The sequence below is a fragment of the Acidovorax soli genome, assembly GCF_014207955.1.
Lineage (GTDB): Bacteria > Pseudomonadota > Gammaproteobacteria > Burkholderiales > Burkholderiaceae_C > Acidovorax > Acidovorax soli_A.
In genome coordinates this window covers 331,196-348,827 of the sequence record NZ_JACHLK010000006.1, presented here as the reverse complement: position 1 = coordinate 348,827, position 17,632 = coordinate 331,196, and the positions used below count along the sequence as shown (strand labels likewise).

15 protein-coding genes are annotated in these 17,632 nt (G+C 69.1%); 5 read left to right on the top strand and 10 right to left on the bottom strand.

Annotated elements, in window-relative coordinates; all coding sequences use genetic code 11:
* Positions 1 to 29: 29 nt before the first annotated feature.
* Complete coding sequence (locus HNP48_RS17410) at positions 30 to 1,073, bottom strand: type IV pilus twitching motility protein PilT (RefSeq protein WP_184859252.1); 1,044 nt, start codon at positions 1,071 to 1,073, stop codon at positions 30 to 32.
* A 38-nt stretch (positions 1,074 to 1,111) separates the two neighbouring features.
* On the opposite strand from HNP48_RS17410, the gene HNP48_RS17405 reads away from it, so the two are divergent.
* The gene (locus tag HNP48_RS17405) at positions 1,112 to 1,828 is read left to right on the top strand and encodes a YggS family pyridoxal phosphate-dependent enzyme (RefSeq protein ID WP_184859250.1); all 717 of its coding nucleotides are present in this window, start codon (positions 1,112 to 1,114) and stop codon (positions 1,826 to 1,828) included.
* Between the two features lie 10 nt (positions 1,829 to 1,838).
* Here HNP48_RS17405 and ltaE read toward each other — a convergent pair whose 3' ends face one another.
* From ltaE to HNP48_RS17390, 3 genes are all read right to left on the bottom strand, one after another.
* Entirely contained in the window at positions 1,839 to 2,906 is a 1,068-nt protein-coding gene (gene ltaE / locus HNP48_RS17400) for a low-specificity L-threonine aldolase (RefSeq protein WP_184859248.1), read from the bottom strand.
* Between the two features lie 96 nt (positions 2,907 to 3,002).
* Positions 3,003 to 4,262, bottom strand: a complete 1,260-nt coding sequence (locus tag HNP48_RS17395) for a branched-chain amino acid ABC transporter substrate-binding protein (RefSeq protein ID WP_184859246.1) — start codon at positions 4,260 to 4,262, stop codon at positions 3,003 to 3,005.
* 49 nt (positions 4,263 to 4,311) lie between these two features.
* Entirely contained in the window at positions 4,312 to 4,962 is a 651-nt protein-coding gene (locus HNP48_RS17390; protein WP_184859244.1) for a TetR/AcrR family transcriptional regulator, read from the bottom strand.
* Positions 4,963 to 5,118: 156 nt separating this feature from the next.
* Between HNP48_RS17390 and HNP48_RS17385 the strand changes: the two genes are divergently transcribed.
* The 4 genes from HNP48_RS17385 (at position 5,119) to HNP48_RS17370 (ending at position 12,593) form a co-directional block, all read left to right on the top strand.
* Positions 5,119 to 6,729: an AMP-binding protein gene (locus HNP48_RS17385; RefSeq protein WP_184859242.1), complete on the top strand. Its 1,611-nt coding sequence runs from the start codon at positions 5,119 to 5,121 to the stop codon at positions 6,727 to 6,729.
* A gap of 35 nt (positions 6,730 to 6,764) precedes the next feature.
* Complete coding sequence (locus HNP48_RS17380) at positions 6,765 to 10,025, top strand: carboxyl transferase domain-containing protein (protein ID WP_184859326.1); 3,261 nt, start codon at positions 6,765 to 6,767, stop codon at positions 10,023 to 10,025.
* Positions 10,026 to 10,136: 111 nt separating this feature from the next.
* Complete coding sequence (locus HNP48_RS17375; RefSeq protein ID WP_184859240.1) at positions 10,137 to 11,276, top strand: aminotransferase class V-fold PLP-dependent enzyme; 1,140 nt, start codon at positions 10,137 to 10,139, stop codon at positions 11,274 to 11,276.
* 21 nt (positions 11,277 to 11,297) lie between these two features.
* On the top strand, positions 11,298 to 12,593 hold the full coding sequence (locus tag HNP48_RS17370) for a DUF445 domain-containing protein (RefSeq protein WP_184859238.1): 1,296 nt from the start codon (positions 11,298 to 11,300) through the stop codon (positions 12,591 to 12,593).
* On the opposite strand, the gene HNP48_RS17365 is transcribed toward HNP48_RS17370, so the two are convergent.
* The 6 genes from HNP48_RS17365 to purU all read right to left on the bottom strand — a co-directional run bounded on the left by HNP48_RS17365 (position 12,590) and on the right by purU (position 17,601).
* Entirely contained in the window at positions 12,590 to 13,315 is a 726-nt protein-coding gene (locus tag HNP48_RS17365) for an LrgB family protein (protein WP_184859236.1), read from the bottom strand. The two genes, HNP48_RS17370 and HNP48_RS17365, sit on opposite strands and share 4 nt — an antisense overlap.
* Positions 13,299 to 13,673, bottom strand: coding sequence for a CidA/LrgA family protein (locus tag HNP48_RS17360; protein WP_184859234.1), 375 nt, complete (start codon positions 13,671 to 13,673; stop codon positions 13,299 to 13,301). Before HNP48_RS17360 ends, HNP48_RS17365 begins: the two co-directional genes overlap by 17 nt.
* A 46-nt stretch (positions 13,674 to 13,719) precedes the next feature.
* A complete protein-coding gene (locus HNP48_RS17355) occupies positions 13,720 to 15,243 on the bottom strand; it encodes an FAD-linked oxidase C-terminal domain-containing protein (RefSeq protein ID WP_184859232.1) in 1,524 nt (507 codons plus the stop codon).
* Between the two features lie 72 nt (positions 15,244 to 15,315).
* The gene (locus HNP48_RS17350) at positions 15,316 to 15,849 is read right to left on the bottom strand and encodes a GNAT family N-acetyltransferase (protein WP_184859230.1); all 534 of its coding nucleotides are present in this window, start codon (positions 15,847 to 15,849) and stop codon (positions 15,316 to 15,318) included.
* Entirely contained in the window at positions 15,825 to 16,724 is a 900-nt protein-coding gene (locus HNP48_RS17345) for a LysR substrate-binding domain-containing protein (protein WP_184859229.1), read from the bottom strand. The genes HNP48_RS17350 and HNP48_RS17345 overlap by 25 nt, the downstream gene beginning before the upstream one ends.
* Positions 16,725 to 16,749: 25 nt before the next feature.
* A complete protein-coding gene (gene purU, locus HNP48_RS17340) occupies positions 16,750 to 17,601 on the bottom strand; it encodes a formyltetrahydrofolate deformylase (protein ID WP_184859227.1) in 852 nt (283 codons plus the stop codon).
* Positions 17,602 to 17,632: the final 31 nt, after the last annotated feature.

The window sequence follows — 17,632 nt, the reverse complement described above, 5'->3', positions numbered from 1 at the left end:
CTAGTTCAGTGTGTTCGCCCGTGCTGCCGTCAGCCGGGGAAGTTTTCGGGGATCTTGGCCTTGGCACGGGCCTCGGCGGGGCTGATGACGTTGCGGCGCACCAGGTCCGTGAGGTTCTGGTCCAGGGTCTGCATGCCCACGCTGTTGCTGGTCTGGATGGTGGAGTACATCTGCGCCACCTTGGCCTCGCGGATCAGGTTGCGGATGGCGCTGGTGCCCAGCATGATCTCGTGCGCCGCCACGCGGCCCGAGCCGTCCTTGGTCTTGCACAGGGTCTGCGAGATCACGGCCTGCAGCGATTCGGAGAGCATCGCGCGGACCATTTCCTTTTCTTCGGCCGGGAACACGTCGATGATCCGGTCGATGGTCTTGGCGGCGCTCGAGGTGTGCAGCGTGCCGAAGACCAAGTGGCCGGTTTCCGCGGCCGTCATGGCCAGGCGGATGGTTTCCAGGTCGCGCATTTCGCCCACGAGGATGGCGTCCGGGTCTTCGCGCAGCGCGGATTTCAGCGCGGCGGCGAAGGACAGCGTCATGGGGCCGACTTCGCGCTGGTTGATCAGGCACTTCTTGGACTCGTGCACGAACTCGATCGGGTCTTCCACCGTGAGGATGTGGCCGTACTCGGTTTCATTGAGGTAGTTCACCATGGCCGCGAGCGTGGTGGACTTGCCCGAGCCCGTGGGGCCGGTCACCAGCACCAGGCCGCGCGGCTTCAGGGCCAGGTCGCCAAAGATCTTGGGCGCGTTGAGCTGCTCCAGGGTCAGGATCTTGCTCGGAATGGTCCGGAACACGGCGGCCGCGCCGCGGTTCTGGTTGAAGGCGTTGACGCGGAAACGCGCCAGGCCTTCGATCTCGAACGAGAAGTCGACTTCCAGGAATTCCTCATAGGTCTTTCGCTGGGAGTCGCTCATGATGTCGTACACCATGCCGTGGACCGTCTTGTGGTCCAGTGCGTCCACATTGATGCGGCGCACGTCGCCATGGACCCGGATCATGGGTGGCAGGCCTGCAGAGAGGTGCAGGTCGGAAGCCTTGTTCTTGACGCTGAACGCCAGCAGCTGGGTAATGTCCACGGGATCCCCTCAATCGTTTGGTACGCTTGCCAATCATTATGACCACGATTGACAACAACCTCCAACAGGTTATGGGCAGGATTGCACAGGCGTGCAAGGCGGCCGGGCGCGATCCTGCGGGGGTGTCGCTGCTGGCGGTTTCCAAGACCTTCGGCGCCGACGCGGTGGCCGAGGCCGTGGCCGCGGGCCAGCGGGCTTTTGGCGAAAACTACATCCAGGAGGGGGTGGAGAAGGTGGCGGCCCTGCGCCTGCTGTCGCCCGCCAGCCTGCAGTGGCATTGCATCGGGCCCATCCAGAGCAACAAGACACGCCTGGTGGCCGAGCATTTCGACTGGGTGCACACGGTGGACCGGCTGAAGATCGCCGAGCGCCTGTCGGCCCAGCGCCCCGAGCACCTGGGGCCACTGCAGGTGTGCATCCAGGTCAATGTGGACGGGGGGGAAACCAAGTCCGGCGTCCCTCCCGAAGAAGCCCTGGCGCTGGCCCAGGCTGTGGCAAAACTGCCACGGCTCACGGTGCGCGGGCTCATGAGCATCCCTGACCACGCGCCCGATTTCGAGGCGCAGAAGGAACTCCATCTGCGCGCCCAGCGTCTTTTCCTGCAGATCCAGGCCAGCGGTGTGCCCGGTTTGGCGCATTTCGACACCCTGTCGATGGGCATGACGGCCGATCTGGAGGCCGCCATCCATGCCGGCAGCACCCTGGTGCGGGTCGGCACCGGCATCTTCGGCGGCCGCAGCTACCCCGCCGCCTGAAACCCGGGATTCAGCCCCCGGTGAAGATGGCCACGCAGTCCAGCGCGGCCTTGATGTCGGCGTCGCTCACGTCCAGGTGGGTCACCCAGCGCAGCCGGGTCTGGCCCGCGTACAGGCCGCTGGTCACACGCACGCCGTGCTGGGCCAGCCAGGCGGTGAAGGCGGGCGCCACGTCCGTGTGCAGGTCGGTGAACAGGATGTTGGTCTGCCAGGGGTGGACGGTGATCTTGCCCTTCAGGGCCGGGTGGCTGCGGTTGGCCTCGGCCAGGCCTTCGGCCAGTTGCGCCAGGCGGGCGTGGTCGTCGGCCATGCGGCGCACATGGTGTTCCAGCGCATAGCGGCCGGCCGCTGCCAGCACCCCGGCCTGGCGCATGCCGCCGCCCAGGATCTTGCGTGTGCGCCGCGCCTGGCGGATGAAGTCGTGGCTGCCCAGCACCAGCGAGCCGATGGGCGCGCCCAGCCCTTTGCTCAGGCACAGCGAGGCCGAGTCGAACTGGCTGCACAGCGTGCGGGCCTCGTCGTACACATCGGTGCCCGCCTTGGCCGCATTGGCGGCCGCGGCATTGAACATGCGGGCGCCGTCCAGGTGCATGGCCAGACCACGCTGGCGCGCCAGGGCGGAGACTTCGGCCACGTAGGCGGGCGGCAGCACCTGGCCGCCCGTGGTGTTCTCCAGCACCACCAGGCGGGTGCGCGCGAAGTGCGGGTCGTCGGGCTTGATGGCGGCCGCGATGTCGGTGATGCGCAGCGTGCCGTCGGGCTGGGTTTCCACGGGCTGGGGCTGGATGGAGCCCAGCACCGCCATGCCACCGGCCTCCCAGCGGTAGGTGTGCCAGCTCTGGCCCACGATGGCCTCGTCGCCGCGCTGGCAATGGCCCCACAGGGCAATCAGGTTGGTCTGCGTGCCCGAGGGCGCGAACAGCGCGGCCTCGAAGCCCAGCAGTTGCGCCGCATACTCCTGCAGCGCGTTGACGGACGGGTCGTCGCCGAACACATCGTCGCCCAGCGGGGCATCGAACATGGCCGCGCGCATGGCGGGCGTGGGCTGGGTGACGGTGTCGCTGCGAAAGTCGGGCATGGGGCGGTTTCCTCGGGTTCTGGTCGGTGGCCGCCATGGTAGCCGCGGCCCATGGCTGTCGTTGCCGAAGGGGAAAGCCCGTGCCCGAATCCGTGCTCAGGGCCTAGCCATCTTGCACTCCGTGCCCTGGGCCAGTTCGTTGCCGGTGTAGACGGCGTCGGTGCGAAAGCCGTAGTTCGTGCCTTCCCAGCCGGCTTTCACGCCCTTGCCGTCCACCGGCGCGATGGTGTTGACCACCTGGGGCAGCAGCAGCTGGTGGTCTTCGCCGCGCATGCGCACCGGGCCGACCACGGTGTCCAGGCTCAGGTCTTCGAGCGCGCGGGCGATCTTCACCGGGTCGGTGGACTGCGCCTTGTTGATCGCCGCGGCCAGAAAGCGCGGCGTCATGTCGATGCGCGGTGCGAGGAAGTCCTTGCCGGTCCTGGCCTTGTACGCCTTGGCCAGGGCATCGGTTTTCGCGCTGTCGGCCTGGCCCGGGTGCCATTCGGCCACCCAGGTGAGTTGGCCGAGCTGGGCCTGCGAGACGGCCAGCACCGTGCCGGGCACGGAGCCGGCGCTGTGGTTGAAATAGCGCAGCTTGTAGCCCGCATCGCCTGCGGCCTTGAGCAGCAGCACCATGTCCTGGCCCCAGTTGCCGGTGATGACCGAATCGGCCTCGGTGCTCTTGACCTTGGACACGTAGGGCGAGAAGTCCTTCACCCGGCCGATGGGGTGCAGGGTCTCGCCCACGAACTGGATGTCGGGCCGCGCCAGGCCGACCATCTCGCGGCCGTAGTGCGCCCACTGCTTGCCGTGCGCATAGTCCTGGTTGAGCAGGTAGACCTTCTGGATGTCGGGCTGCTTCTTGATGTAGTTGGCGATGGCCTTCATCTTCATGGCCGTGTTCGCATCGAACTGGAAGTGCCAGAAGCTGCAAGCCTTGCCGGTGAGCTCGGGGTCGATGGAGGAGTGGTTGAGCACCAGGATCTCCTTGCCCGGGTTGCGCTGGTTGTGGCGCGCCGCGGCCTGCACCAGCGCCGTGACCACCGACGAGCCCGAGCCGCCCGTGACGATGGCGCGCGCGCCCTGGTCGATGGCCGCCTGCAGGGCGCTCTGGCTTTCCTGCGCCGAGAGCTTGCTGTCGAACTGCAGCAACTGCAGCTTGACCCCCTTGAGCACGCCGCCCTTGGCGTTGATGTCCTCGATGGCGTACTGCGTGTGCGTGAGCATGAGCTCACCCACGTTGGCGAACGGCCCCGAGAGCGGGTCGATGTAGGCGACCTTGAAGGTCTCCTGCGCCAGGGCGGGGGCTGCCGCGCACAGCAGGGCGGCGCCAGCCGCAACGGGGGTTGCCAGGGAACGCAAAAGGCGGTGCATGCTTGTCTCGCTTTCTTGTGCTGTTGGAAAAACGGTGGGCCACACCTGGTCAACGTGCCGGCGGCCTGCGGCGCGTGCGCAAACCCAGCACCCGCCAGGCCAGGGTGGCCAGTTCGCGTGCCACTTCGTCGGCCGGCAGGCGGCCATCGGGCCGGTACCAGTTGTAGAGAAAGCCCGGCAGGCTGCAGGCCGCCAGGGCGGTGATCTTGGTGTCGTTGAACTCGAACATGCCGTCCCGGCGGCCCTCTTCGAGCAGGGCGCAGAGCCGGTCGTAGAAATGGTTGGCCAGTTGCTTTTGCGCGGCCAGGTACTCGGGGCGGTAGACCTGGGGCTCGCGGTAGGGAAAGAAGGCGGCGGGGTGGTGCGCGAGCGTGGCGCGGATCAGGCGCTCGATGCCTTCGGCCACCTTCTCGTGCGCGGGGCGCTTGTCGCCGTCTGCGAAATCCATGGCCGTGAAGCAGGCCACGGCGGGTGTCCAGCACAGGGTCTCGAAGATCTCCTGCTTGTTGCGAAAGTAGTAGTAGACGAAGGGTTTGGTCACCCCGAGCTGCTGCACGATCTGCTCGATGGTGGTGTTGGCATAGCCCTGGGCGTCGAACAGCGCCTCGGCGGCACGCAGGATGCGCTCGCGCTTCTCGTCCGAGCCGGCCGTGGCGGCCTTCTGCCGGCCGCGGGCCTGTACGGGGGGCTGCTCATTCATGGGGGCTGTCCTTTGTGCGACGTCGATTTATACCAATGGGTAGCAATGTTCTACCCATGGGTATATATTGGCAAGACGCTGGCGGGCGCAGGGACCTATCGCAAACCCTGAAAGGCTGCCAAGAACCAGCGATTCCAGACACCTTGGAGACAACGCATGCCCGATACCGCCACGCCGCTGCTGCCGCTGCACGAACACCTGCGCCGCCATGCGCGCGACACCCCTGATCGCACCGCCTACCTCTGGTATGGCCAGCCCATCACCTGGGCCGAGATCGATGCGGCCAGCGATGCCTTCGCGGCGCGGCTGCAGGCGCTGGGCGTGCAGCCGGGCGAACCGGTGGCGCTGTTCATGAACAACTGCCCGCAGTACGTGATGGCGCACTACGGCATCCAGAAGATCGGCGCCATCGTTTGCCCCTGCGGGCCGCTCAACAAGGAGCACGAGCTGCAGTACCAGCTGTCGGACCTGAAGGCCCGCGTGATCGTGGCGGCCGATGTGCTGCTGCCCGTGGTCGACAAGGTGCGTGCGACCACCGACCTGGCCCATGTCTTTGCCGTGCGCTATGGCGACCTGCTTCCCGAGACGCCCAGCATCGATGTGCCGGCCGAGCTGCAGGCCATACGCGCCGCGGCATCGCCGGTGCCCGCGGGCTGCGAGGACTTCCTGGCCGTGGTGCGTGCGGGCGGCGCGCCCACTCCCGTGGCCATCGGCATGGACGACGTGGCGCTGATGACCTACACCTCGGGCACCACCGGCCTGCCCAAGGGCGCCATGCTGAGCTACGGCAATGCCAGCTTCAAGACCGCTGCATCGGCCGAATGCAATGGCGCGCGCAGCGACGATGTGCTGCTGGCCGTGGCGCCGCTGTACCACATTGCCGGCATGGTGATGGGCGTGAACCTGCCCATCTACACCGGCGCCACCACGGTACTGCTCTACCGCTTCGACCCCCTGGGCGTTGCGCAGGCGCTGGAGCGCCACCGCGTGAGCTGGTGGTACAGCATCGCACCCATGAACGGCGCGCTCATGCAGGTGCCCGGTGCGCGCGCCATGGACTGGAGCGCGCTGCGCAGGAACCCGGTCACGAGCTTCGGCATCACCTTCACCGAGGCGCTGGCGCAGCAATGGCAGGGGTTTGCCCCGAACTGCACCTCGTTCGAGGCGTCCTACGGCCTGTCGGAGACGCACACGGTGGACACCTACATGCCGCACGATGCCATCCGCTGGGGTGCGCACGGCAAGCCCGTGCCGGGCAACACCATCCGCATCATCGACCCCGAGTCCGGTGTGCCGCTGCCGGTGGGAGAGGTCGGCGAGATCACCATCCAGGGCCCCGGCAACTTCAAGGGCTACTGGAACAAGCCCGAGGCCACGGCGCAGACCCTGCGCAATGGCTGGGTGCACACCGGCGACATGGGCCGCATGGATGCCGATGGCTACCTCACCTTCATCGGCCGCTTCAAGGAGATGATCAAGGTCTCGGGCTACAGCGTGTTCCCCGAAGAGGTCGAGACCCTGCTCATCAAGCACCCCGCCGTGGCGCAGGCCGCCGTGATCGGCGTGGCCGACGCCGAAAAGGGCGAGGTGGTGCGCGCCTTCATCGTGAAGAGGCCCGGCCAGGAGGTGGACGCCGCCGCCCTGGTGGCCTGGGCGCGCGAGAACATGGCGCCCTACAAGACGCCGCGCGAGGTGCGCTTCATCGACGCGCTGCCCGCCACGGGTGCCGGCAAGGTGCTACGGCGCCTGCTGCGTGATCTTCCCTGAAACCGCCTGCAAAAACGACACCGATGAATTCACCGCTGTTCCATAAAGTCCTGATCGCCAACCGGGGTGAGATCGCGCTGCGCATTGCGCGGGCACTGCAGGACCTGTCCATCGCCAGCGTGGCGGTGCATGCCGACGACGATGCCGGCGCGCCCCATGTGCGTTCAGCCGATGCGGCGGTGGCCCTGTCGGCCACCGGGCCTGCGGCGTACCTGGATGGCGCGAATCTGATCGCCATCGCGCGTGCCCAGGGCTGCGATGCCGTGCACCCGGGCTATGGCTTTCTCAGCGAGCGCGCAGACTTCGCGCGTGCCTGCGCCGAGGCAGGGCTGCGCTTCATCGGCCCCACGCCGACGCAGCTTGCACTGTTCGGCGACAAGGCACAGGCACGTGCACTGGCGCTGCGCTGCGGCGTGCCGCTGATGCCGGGCACGCAGACCGCCGTCACGCTGGAGGAGGCGCAGGCCTTCTGGCAGGCGCAGGGCGGTGCCGGCATCCTTGTCAAAGCCATTGGCGGTGGTGGCGGGCGCGGCATGCGTGCCGTGCAGACGGCCGATGAATTGCCGGCCGCCTATGCGCGCTGCCGCAGCGAGGCACTGGCTGCCTTTGGCGTTGAGGGTGTCTACGTCGAGCGGCTGATGAGCGGTGCGCGCCACATCGAGGTGCAGGTGCTGGGCGACGGGCGCGAGGTGCTGGCCCTGGGCGAGCGCGAGTGCACGCTGCAGCGGCGCTTCCAGAAGCTGGTGGAGGTAGCGCCCAGCCCCTCGCTGCCCGCGCCGCTGCGCGAGCGCATCGTGGCCGCCGCGCTGGCCATGGCGCGCGAGGTGGCCTACGAAGGCCTGGGCACCTTCGAGTTCCTGGTGGACCTGGCGTCCGATGCGCTGCCCTTTGTCTTCATCGAGGCCAACCCGCGCCTGCAGGTGGAGCACACCATTACCGAAGAGGTCACGGGCGTGGACCTGGTGCAGGCGCAGGTGGCGCTGGCCGCGGGCCGCAGCCTGCGCGAGCTGGGGCTCGACCCCGCTGTGCCGCCCGCCGTACAGGGCTTTGCGGTGCAGTGGCGCATCAATGCCGAGACGCTGGACGCGCAGGGCAGTGCTGTGCCCGGTAGCGGCACGCTCACGCGCTTTGACCTGCCTGCGGGACCAGGCATCCGCGTGGACACGCACGGCGTAGCAGGTATCTCCCCTTCGCCGCACTACGACACGCTGCTGGCCAAGCTCATCGTGCACACGCGCACCCCCCGCTTCAGCGACGTGCTGCGGCGTTCGCAGCGCGCGCTGGCCGAATGCCGCATCGCCGGCGTGGCGACCAATGTGGCGTTGCTGCGCGCACTGGCCGCGCGGCCCGAAATGGAGAGCCAGCAGGTGCACACGCGCTGGCTGGAGTCGGTGCTGCCCGCGCTGCTGGATGCAGCGGGCCCACTGGTCGACGAACCCTTGCCTGCAGGCCAGGAGCCCGCCCCGCTGGACTCCGCCCCGGAAGGCGCGGTGTTGGCGCCCATGCCTGCCAGGCTGGTGCAGCTGGCTGTGGCCGAGGGGGATGTGGTCGCGGCCGGTGCGGAACTGGCCGTGCTCGAAGCCATGAAGATGGAGCATGTGCTGCTGGCGCCGCACGCGGGCCGGGTGCGCACGCTGCTGGCCGTGCCGGGCGGCTACCTGGTGCAGGGCCAGCCGCTGCTGGTGCTCGACCCGGTGGATGGCGCACAGGCCGCCGCGCACGCAGGCGCAGAGGCGCCGGACGCGGACCACATCCGCCCCGACCTGCAGCGGGTGCGGGACCGCCATGCCTTCACGCACGACACCGCCCGGCCCGAGGCCATGGCCAAGCGCCATGCCCAGGGCGGGCGCAGCGCGCGCGAGAACATCGCCGACCTGTGCGACGAAGGCAGCTTCATCGAATACGGCGCGCTGGCGATCGCCGCGCAGACGCGTCGGCGCAGCCTGGAAGATCTGGTTGCCAACACGCCGGCCGATGGCATGGTCACGGGCATTGGCGGCATCAACGGTGCCGATTTCGGCCCGGAACAATCGCGCGCGGTCGTCATGTCCTACGACGCCACGGTGCTGGCGGGCACGCAGGGCGCGCGCAACCACGCCAAGACCGACCGCATGCTGGGCATTGCCCTGGCGCAGAAGCTGCCCGTGGTGCTGTTCGCCGAAGGCGGCGGCGGGCGGCCTGGAGATACCGACATGCCCGTGGTTGCGGGCTTGCATGTGCACAGCTTTGCCAGCTATGCCGCGCTGTCGGGCCAGGTGCCCGTGGTGGGCATTGCGGCGGGGCGCTGCTTTGCGGGCAATGCGGCGCTGCTGGGCTGCAGCGACGTGATCATTGCCACACGGGGCAGCCACATCGGCATGGGCGGGCCGGCCATGATCGAGGGCGGGGGGCTTGGCGTGTTCAAGCCCGAGCAGATCGGCCCGAGCCGCGTGCAGCACGCCAATGGCGTGATCGATGTGCTGGTGGATGACGAAGCGGGCGCCGTGCGTGCGGCGCGGCACTACCTGTCGTTCTTCCAGGGGCGCCTGGCGCAATGGGCGGCGCCGGACCAGCGCCTGCTGCGCGGCGTGGTGCCCGAGAACCGGCTGCGCGTGTACGACACGCGCGCCGCCATGGCGGGGCTGGTGGACGAAGGCAGCCTGCTCCTGCTGCGCACGGGTTTCGGCGCGGGCATCCACACAGCCCTGGCGCGCATCGAGGGGCGGCCCGTCGGCATCCTGGCCAACAACCCGCTGCACCTGGGCGGCGCCATCGATGCCGATGCCGCCGACAAGGGCGCGCGCTTCATGCAGCTGTGCAATGCGCATGGCCTGCCGCTGGTGAGCCTGGTGGACACGCCCGGCTTCATGGTCGGCCCCGAGGTGGAGGCCACGGCCCAGGTGCGCCATGTGAGCCGCCTGTTCGTGACGGCGGCCAGCCTGCGTGTGCCCTTCTTCAGCGTGGTGCTGCGCAAGGGCTATGGCCTGGGGGCCATGGGCATGGCGGCGGGGGGCTTCCATGCGCCCGTGTTCACCGTGGCCTGGCCCACCGGGGAGTTCGGTGCCATGGGGCTCGAAGGTGCCGTGCGACTGGGCTTTCGCAAGGAACTGGAGGCCGTGCCCGAGGGCGCGGAGCGCGACGCCTTGTTCCAGAAGCTGGTGGCACGCCAGTACGCCAATGGCGAAGCCCTGCACATGGCCACCACGCTGGAGATCGATGCCGTGATCGACCCGGCGGAGACGCGCGCCTGGCTGGCGCGCGGGCTGGCATCGGCCCAGGTGGCGCCCCTGGGGCATCGCTTTGTGGATACCTGGTGAGCACACGGGTGAGAAAGGGCCATGCTAAGCTGGCCGGCTGACTGAATGAGGCGCCTGCGGCCGGACGGCCGCGCGCGCCCTGTGCCCCCATCCAAGACGGAGACCTTCCCCATGCCCGGACTGCTGCCCGATATCGATCCCGATGGCCTGCTCGAATTCTCGGTGGTCTACACCGACCGCGCGCTCAACCACATGTCCAAGCGCTTCACCGGCGTGATGCAGGACATTCTGGCCACGCTCAAGCAGGTCTACAACGCCCACACGGCCGTGCTGGTGCCCGGCAGCGGCACCTTCGGCATGGAGGCCGTGGCGCGCCAGTTCGCCAACAACGAGAAGGTGCTCATCGTGCGCAACGGCTGGTTCAGCTACCGCTGGAGCCAGATCTTCGACGCGGCCGGCGGCCTGGGTGGCGGTGCCGTGGTGTGCAAGGCGCGCAAGCAGGGCGATGGCCCGCAGGCCCCCTGGGCACCGTGCCCGGCCGACGAGGTGGCGGCCGCCATCCGCGCCGAGCGGCCCAAGGTGGTGTTCGCGCCCCATGTGGAAACCGCCAGCGGCATCATCCTGCCCGACGACTACCTGCGCACGCTGACCGCGGCCGCGCACGAGGTGGGCGCGCTGTTCGTGCTGGACTGCGTGGCCTCGGGCGCGATGTGGGTGGACATGCAGGCCACCGGCGTGGACGTGCTGATCTCGGCCCCGCAAAAGGGCTGGAGCGGCTCGCCCTGCTGCGCCATGGTGATGCTCAGCGAGCGTGCGCGCCAGGCCATCGAGGGCACGACCAGCAGCAGCTTCTCGTGCGACCTCAAGAAATGGATGCAGATCGCCGAGGGCTACGAAAAGGGCCAGCACGCCTACCACACGACCATGCCCACCGACGCCCTGGTGCGCCTGCGCGAGGTGATGCTGGAGACGCGCGAGTACGGCTTCGACAAGGTGCGCGCCGAGCAGATCGAGCTGGGCGCCAAGGTGCGTGCGCTGCTCGAATCCAAGGGCTTCCCCAGCGCGGCGGCCGAGGGCTACAAGGCCCCGGGCGTGGTGGTGAGCTACACCACCGACCCCGGCATCCAGAACGGCAAGAAGTTCATGGAGGTGGGCCTGCAGACCGCTGCCGGCGTGCCGCTGCAGTGCGACGAGGGGCCGGACTTCAAGACCTTCCGCATCGGCCTGTTCGGCCTGGAGAAGTGGCACAACGTGGACCGCACCGTGGGCCACCTGTCCAAGGCGCTCGACCAGATCGCAGCGGCAGCCTGAGCGGCGCTGCTGCGCCGCCCGATGGCCTCTTCCACCGACGCGGACGCTGCCCACGCGGCGCTGCGCAGGGCCCAGCGGCAGGCCCTGGCCCTGCTGCTGCTGGCCACCGCGGTGTTCGTCGGTACCAGCCTGGTGGAGCGGGGCCTGGCCCTGAACTGCCTGAAGGCCGTGGCCGAGGCGGCCATGGTGGGCGCGCTGGCCGACTGGTTTGCCGTGGTGGCCCTGTTCCGCCATCCGCTGGGCCTGCCGATCCCGCACACGGCCATCATTCCGCGCAACAAGGACCGCATCGGCCGCAACCTGGCCGGTTTCGTGCGCGACAAGTTCCTCGATGCGCCCTCGCTGGTGGCGCTGATCCGCCGGCACGACCCGGTGGCGCGCGTGGCCGACTGGCTGGTGGCGCCGGGCAACACCGCCTTGCTGGGCCAGCAGGCCGTGCGCCTGGTTGCTGCGGGGCTCGATGCCGTGCAGGATGCGCAGGTAGAGCGCTTCATCCAGCGCGCCGCGCGCACGCTGATCGGGCAGATCGACCTGTCGCAGACCATGGCCACGGTGCTGGGCGCACTGACACACAACGGCCGCCACCAGGCGCTGCTCGACGATGGGTTGGCCCGGCTCATTGCCGTGTTGCAAAGCGAGGAGACGCGCGACCTGATTGCGCGCACCATCGTGCAGTGGCTCAAGAAAGACCACCCGGTCAAGGAAAAGGTGCTCCCCACCGACTGGCTGGGCGACAAGGGCTCGGCCATGGTGGCCAACGCGCTCGCCGGCCTGCTGGCCGAGGTGGCCGCCAACCCGCAGCACCAGTTGCGTGAGCGCTTCGACGAGGCCGTGCAGCGGCTCATCACACGCCTGCAGACCGACCCCGACTGGCAGCGCCGGGCCGACGAGATACGCCAGTACCTGCAGACCGACGCCACCCTGGGCCGCTATGTGCAGGAGCTGTGGCAGGGCATGCGCACGGCATTGCGCCGGGACTTGGCCCAGCCCGATTCGGCCGTGGCGCGCAACGTGCAGGCCATGGGCGCCTGGCTCGGCCAGTCTCTGGCGGGTGATCCTGCCCTGCGTGAGTCGCTCAGCGCGCGGCTCGAGCGCTGGGCCGAAGGGCTGGCACCCGAGGTGTCGGCCTTCATCGCACAGCACATCGAGGACACCGTTCAGCGCTGGGATGCCCGGGAGATGTCCGAGCTCATCGAGCTGCAGGTCGGCCGGGACCTGCAGTACATCCGCATCAACGGCACGGTGGTGGGCGGGCTGATCGGGCTGGTGTTGTTCGGCGTCTCGCATGCCGGTGAGATCGTGCGCGCCCTGCGTTAGAAGAGTTTCACCACCAGCGGCACGAGTAGCGCGGCCAGCACCACCTGCAGGCCCAGCGCCAGGCCGGCGTAGGCGCCCGCATCGGCATCGTCCTGCAGCGCCTGCGCGGCGCCGATGCCATGCGAAGCCGTGCCCAGTGCAAAGCCCCGGGCCACCATGCCCGGTGCATCCGTGCCCACGCGCAGCCAGCCAAACAGGGTGCGGCCCGAAAGCGCGCCCACCATGCCGGTGAGCACCGCGAACAGGGCCGCCAGCGCCGGCACGCCACCGATCTGCGCGGCCACGCCCATGGCCACCGGCGCGGTGACCGACTTGGGTGCCAGCGACATCAGCATGTCCAGCGGCAGGCCCATGGCCCAGCCCAGGCCCACGGCACTGCTGGCTGCCGCCGTGCCGCCGGCCAGCGCGGCCAGCAGCAGGCGGCCCCAGCGCTGGCGCAGCTCGGCCCGGCGCAGCCACAGCGGCCAGCCCAGGGCCACCACGGCGGGCCCGAGCAGGAAGTGGATGAATTGCGCCCCGGCAAAGAAGGTGGGGTAGGCCGTGCCAGTGGCCAGCAGCGCACCGGCGAGCACCACCACCGACCACAGCACCGGGTTGGCCCATGCCGCATGGCCCATGCGCGCGGAAAACGCCTGCGCCAGCACGTACACCGCGAGCGTGGCCGTGAGGCCGAACAGCGGCGCTTGCGAAAGGTAGAGCCAGAGCTCAACGAAGTTGGCCATCGCCTGCCTCCCGGGTATCGGGCCGGGGCCTGAACAGGCGCAGCACCAGCACCGTGGCCGCCATTCCGGCCCAGGTGGACAGCACGATCACCACCACCAGGCGCAGCCCATAGGCGCCCAGCAGATCGAGGTGCGTCATGACACCCACACCCACCGGCACGAACAGCAGCGACAGGTGGGTGAGCAGAAAGCCCGCCGCCGGCGCCACGGCCCGCTGTACCGGGCCCCACTGCAGTGCCAGGAGCAGCAGCACCATGCCGACCACCGGGCCGGGAACGGGCAGGTGCAGAAAATGCGACAGCGCCTCGCCGGCCGACTGCATGAGCAGCAGAAAGGCCAGGCCTTGCAGGCCTTTCATGGGGCCGGGGGCAGGTGGCGTAGCGGTAGGCGGCTGTTGCGGCACGTCAGAAGCGGGGAAGATCGGGGTGCTTGATCTGGCCGGCCCGCACCAGCATCTTGCCGTACTCCGCACAGCGGTGCAGCGTGGGGATCACCTTGCCAGGGTTGAGCAGGCCGGCCGGGTCGAAGGCGTGCTTGAGGCCGGCCATCTGTGCGTTTTCCTCGGCGCTGAACTGCACGCACATGCTGTTGAGCTTCTCCACGCCCACGCCGTGCTCGCCGGTCACCGTGCCGCCCATGGCCACGCTGGTCTCCAGGATGTCGGCGCCGAAGAGTTCGCAGCGGTGCAGCTGGTCGGGGTCGTTGGCATCGAACAGGATCAGCGGGTGCAGGTTGCCGTCGCCCGCGTGGAACACGTTGGCGCAGCGCAGCTGGTATTTCTTCTCCATCTCGGCAATGGCGAGCAGGATGTCGGCCAGGCGCTTGCGCGGGATGGTCGAATCCATGCACATGTAGTCGGGGCTGATGCGACCGCTGGCCGGGAAGGCGTTCTTGCGCCCACTCCAGAAGCGCAGGCGCTCGGCCTCGTCGCGGCTCACCGAGATGGCCACGGCGCCCGCGGCGCGCAGCACCTCGGTCATGCGGCCGATCTCTTCTTCCACCTCTTCGGGGGTGCCGTCGCTCTCGCACAGCAGGATGGCCTCGGCAGTGAGGTCATAGCCCGCGTGCACGAAGTCTTCGACCGCGGCGGTCATGGGCTTGTCCATCATCTCCAGGCCCGCGGGGATGATGCCGGCGGCGATGACTGCCGCCACCGCCGCTCCGGCCTTGCGCACATCGTCGAAGCTGGCCATGATGCAGCGCGCCAGCTGCGGCTTGGGCACCAGGCGCACCGTGACCTCGGTGGTCACGGCCAGCATGCCCTCGCTGCCGATCACGGCGGCCAGCAGATCGTAGCCCGGGGCGTCGAGCGCTTCGCTGCCGAATTCCACGGCCTCGCCCTCGATGGTGAAGCCACGCACCTGCAGCACGTTGTGCACCGTGAGGCCGTATTTCAGGCAGTGCACGCCGCCCGAGTTCTCGGCCACATTGCCGCCGATGGTGCAGGCGATCTGGCTGCTCGGGTCGGGCGCGTAGTACAGGCCGTAGGGCGCGGCCGCCTCGCTGATCGCCAGGTTGCGCACGCCGCATTGCACCAGCGCCGTGCGGCCCACCGGGTCGACGTTGAGGATGCGGTTGAACTTGGCCAGCGACAGCGTCACGCCCATGGCGTCGGGCATGGCCCCGCCCGACAGGCCCGTGCCCGCGCCGCGCGCCACCACGGGCACATGCAGCCGGTGGCAGGCCTGCAGCACGGCCTGCACCTGTTCATAGGTCTCGGGCAGGCAGACCACCAGCGGGCGCTGGCGGTAGGCGGTGAGGCCATCGCACTCGTAGGGCGTGGTGTCCTCGGCGTTCCACAGCAGGGCATGGGCGGGTACGGCGCGCGACAGGGCCTGCACCACCTCGGCCTGGCGCGCATTGCGCTCGGCGGGCGTGGGTCCGGTGGGGGCCTTGGCTGCGAGGGGTGGAGAGGCGGTCGACTGCATGCCGTCACTGTAGGCCATCGGGGGGCGCCGCGCCGTGAGATTTTTTGGGGGCGGGGCGTGAAATACGCTGCCCTAGCCCAGAGGGCAGACCTGGCGCACTTCTTCCAGGGGCGCTCCGGCCACGGTGATGGTTCTGTCACTCCCTGAGTCGGGAGCGAAGCCCTGCGCGGCATAGAAGCGGATCGCGCGCAGGTTGGCGGCCAGCACCCACAGGCTGACCTCGGTGCGGCCCTGGGCAGTCAGACGTGCCCGCGCATGCTGCCAGAGCAGGCGGCCCGCTCCCTGGCCCCAGCGGGCCGGGTCCACATAGATCGCCCAGATCTCGCCCCGGGTGGCCGGTGCGCCAGCGTCGCGGCAGTCGCCCAGTGCGACCCAGCCGGCCAGGACACCGTCCTCTCCGTGTGCGACCAGCAATTCCGGGCTGCCCTTGGCAATCGCCCCAGACCACCAGGCCTCGCGCTGGGCCACGGACAGGGCGGCCAGAAAGGCGGCATCGATGAGGCCCGCGTACGCGGCCTGCCAGGCCGCGACATGGATGCGGGCGATGGCGGCGGCGTCCCCGGGCAGGGCCGCGCGCACGCTCAGACCATGGTCTTGCGCAACCATTCGGCAAAGGCCGCGCATTCCCAGCGGTCCATGGTGCCCGTGCGCCAGCACAGGTAGTGGGCATGGGGGCTGGCGCTGTCGGTCTCGAACAGGCGCACCAGCGTGCCATTTTCCAGCCAGGGCGCGCCCAGTTTCAGGCGCACCAGGGCCACGCCCATGCCGGCGGCGGCGGCGTCGCACATCAGGCCGATGTCGTTGAACTGCGAGCCCTCGCTGGGCTCGGCCCAGTCCAGCTGGGTGGCGGCGAACCAGGTGCGCCAGGGCTCCAGCGGGCTGCGCAGCAGGGGCACGCCCTCCAGGTCCTCGGGGCGGTCAAAGGGGCCGTGCTCGCGCACGAAGGCCGGCGAGGCCAGGGGCGTGACCACGTCGCGCGCCAGCTCCACATGCTCCACATCGGCATAGTGGCCGGGGCCGAAGCGCACCATCAGGTCGGCGTCCTCGGCCACCACATCGAGCAGCGGGATGGAGACCTGCAGCGCCAGGTCGATCTCGGGGTAGGCCTCGGTGAACTGGCGCAGGCGCGGGATCAGGATGGTGCGCGCAAAGGTCGGCGTCACGGCCAGCTTGAGCCGGCGCCGGCCCGGGGCGGCGGCCGCGCCCGGAAAGCGCTGCAGCGCGCCCAGGCCCTCGCGCACGTGGGCCAGGTAGGCGCTGCCCTCGGTGGTCAGCGAAAAATCGGCCCGACCGAAGAGGCGCACGCCCAGGATCTGCTCGAGCTGCTTGACGCGGTGGCTCACCGCACTGGGCGTGACGCAGAGCTCGTCGGCCGTCTGCGTCACGCTGCGCAGGCGCGCCAGCGCCTCGAAGGTCAGCAGGCACTGGATGGGCGGAATGCGCCGTGCCGCGCTGCTGAGAAACGAGGAGGGGTTTGCCATGGGGCGGAGGAAAGCGGGCGCTCGCTCAGCGGAAGACGACCGTCTTGTGGCCGTTGAGCAGCACGCGGTGCTCGCTGTGCCACTTCACGGCGCGGGCCAGCACCTGGCTTTCGGTGTCGCGGCCGCGGGCCGTGAGGTCTTCCACCGTGTCGGTGTGGTCGGCGCGGGCCACGTCCTGCTCGATAATCGGGCCTTCGTCGAGGTCGGCGGTGACGTAGTGGGCCGTGGCGCCAATGAGCTTCACGCCCCGGTCATGGGCCTGGTAGTAGGGCTTGGCGCCCTTGAAGCTGGGCAAAAAGCTGTGGTGGATGTTGATCGCACGGCCAGCGAGCTTCTTGCACAGGTCGTCCGACAGCACTTGCATGTAGCGCGCGAGCACCACCAGCTCGGCCCCTTCGGCCTCGATGATCTCGTACTGCTTGGCTTCGGCCTGGGCCTTGGTGGCGGCCGTGACCGGAATGTGGTGGAAGGGCACGTTGTAGCTGGCCGCCAGCTGGTAGAAGTCGCGGTGGTTGCTGATGATGGCGCGGATGTCCACGGGCAGCAGGCCGGATTTCCAGCGGAACAGCAGGTCGTTGAGGCAGTGGCCTTCCTTGCTGACCATGAGCACGGTCTTGACCGGCGCTGCCGTGGCGTGCAGGCTCCAGCGCATCTGGTTGGGCTCGGCGAAGGCGGTCAGGCGCTCCTTGAGCGTGGCATGGTCGTGCTGGTCGCAGGCGAACTGCACGCGCATGAAGAACAGGCCGGTGGCGTGGTCGTTGTACTGGGCGGCTTCTTCGATGTTGCCGCCATGCTCCAGCAGGAAGCCGGAGACTGCGTGCACCAGCCCCAGGCGGTCGGGGCAGGACAGGGTAAGGATGTAGGCTTGGGTCGTCATAGCTGCGCCATTGTCGCAGCAAGGCCCGGAA